Source organism: Mesorhizobium sp. M7A.F.Ca.US.014.04.1.1, assembly GCF_003998745.1.
GTDB classification, from domain to species: Bacteria; Pseudomonadota; Alphaproteobacteria; order Rhizobiales; family Rhizobiaceae; genus Mesorhizobium; species Mesorhizobium ciceri.
The window spans coordinates 1-1,334 of sequence record NZ_RZRW01000987.1; the positions used below are offsets into that span (position 1 = coordinate 1).

2 protein-coding genes are annotated in these 1,334 nt (G+C 62.2%); one reads left to right on the forward strand and one right to left on the reverse strand.

Translation table 11 applies throughout. The features are described 5' to 3' along the window. The first annotated feature begins 73 nt into the window (after positions 1-73). Positions 74-682: a YqgE/AlgH family protein gene (locus EOA22_RS33830; RefSeq protein WP_013532765.1), complete on the forward strand. Its 609-nt coding sequence runs from the start codon at positions 74-76 to the stop codon at positions 680-682. Between the two features lie 5 nt (positions 683-687). Here EOA22_RS33830 and EOA22_RS33835 read toward each other — a convergent pair. Continuing rightward, the coding region (locus EOA22_RS33835; protein WP_164756192.1) for an EAL domain-containing protein at positions 688-1,334 on the reverse strand (647 nt) is incomplete at its 5' end.

A 1,334-nucleotide genomic window follows, 5' to 3' on the forward strand; every position in this document is an offset into this window, starting at 1 on the left:
GCCGCCACAGGCTTTGGTCGAATCCAGCACGGCGCATCTTTTCGGCGCTTTGGAAACGCGTTACGCTCCCTTCATGGACTTGTTGCGCCACAAGAAGACGGTCGCCAGTCGCGGCTTTCTCGACGATCAGTTCCTGATTGCCATGCCCGGCATGAAGGACGACCGTTTCACGCGCTCGGTCATCTATGTCTGCGCCCATTCCGATGAAGGCGCCATGGGCCTGATCATCAACCAGACGCAGCAGATGCTGTTTCCGGACTTGCTCGTGCAACTGGGCATCATGAACGAGCAGGAGGCAATCCGCTTGCCGGCTCAGGCCCGCGATTTCGTCGTGCGCAATGGCGGCCCCGTGGATCGCAGCCGGGGCTTCGTCCTGCATTCGGGCGACTATCGGGTGGAATCATCGCTGACCGTTTCCGACGACATCTGCCTGACGGCGACCGTCGACATATTGCGCGCCATATCGTCCGGCCGCGGGCCTCGTCATGCGCTGATGGCGCTCGGCTATTCCGGCTGGGGCGCGGGCCAATTGGAGACCGAGATCGCAGAAAATGGCTGGCTGACCTGTCCGGCCAGTGCCGAGCTTCTGTTCGACACCGATATCGAGCGCAAATACGACCGGATCCTCGCCTCGATCGGTATCGACCTTGCGCATCTCAGCCTCGCTGCCGGACACGCCTGATCCGTTTACGCTTGCGTCAGCGGATACTGCTCTTTCAGCGTCTTCAGCACCTGGTCGCCCGGCATCGGCGCGCCGAACATGAAGCTCTGGACATATTCGCAGCCCATCTGGCGCAGTTCCAGCGCGTCGCTCTCGTCCGAAATGCCCTCGGCGACGACGGACAGGCCGAGTTCATGCGCCATGTTGACCATCGATTTCAGCAGCACCGCGCGCTTGGGCGTGTTGTCGTCGACGAAGCTCTTGTCGATCTTGATGGTGTCGAAGGGGAAACGCGTCAGATAGGCCAATGACGAATAGCCGGTGCCGAAATCGTCCAGCGACAGGCCGATGCCGAGCTGCTTCAGCTTGGTCAGCACATGGGCGGTCTGCTCGGGATTGTCCATGACAAGCGATTCGGTGAGTTCGAGCCGGAAGCAGCGCGGCTTCAGGTTGGCCCGAGCGATGACCGAGCGGACGTCGCTGACCAGGTCGCGGCGGATCAACTGGCGGCTGGACAAATTCACCGAGACCGACAGCGGCGCGTCGCCGATCTGCTTTTGCCAGCTGGCGAGGTCTTCCGCCGCCTGCTGCATGGCAAACAGGCCGAGCTGCACGATCAGGCCGCAGCTTTCGGCGACCGGGATGAAATCCGCCGGCGGGATCATGCCGCGGC

Coding starts and splice junctions, on each gene's coding strand:
- EOA22_RS33830 (WP_013532765.1), top strand. CDS start 74: ATGGACTTGTTGCGCCACAAGAAGACGGTCGCCAGTCGCGGCTTTCTC.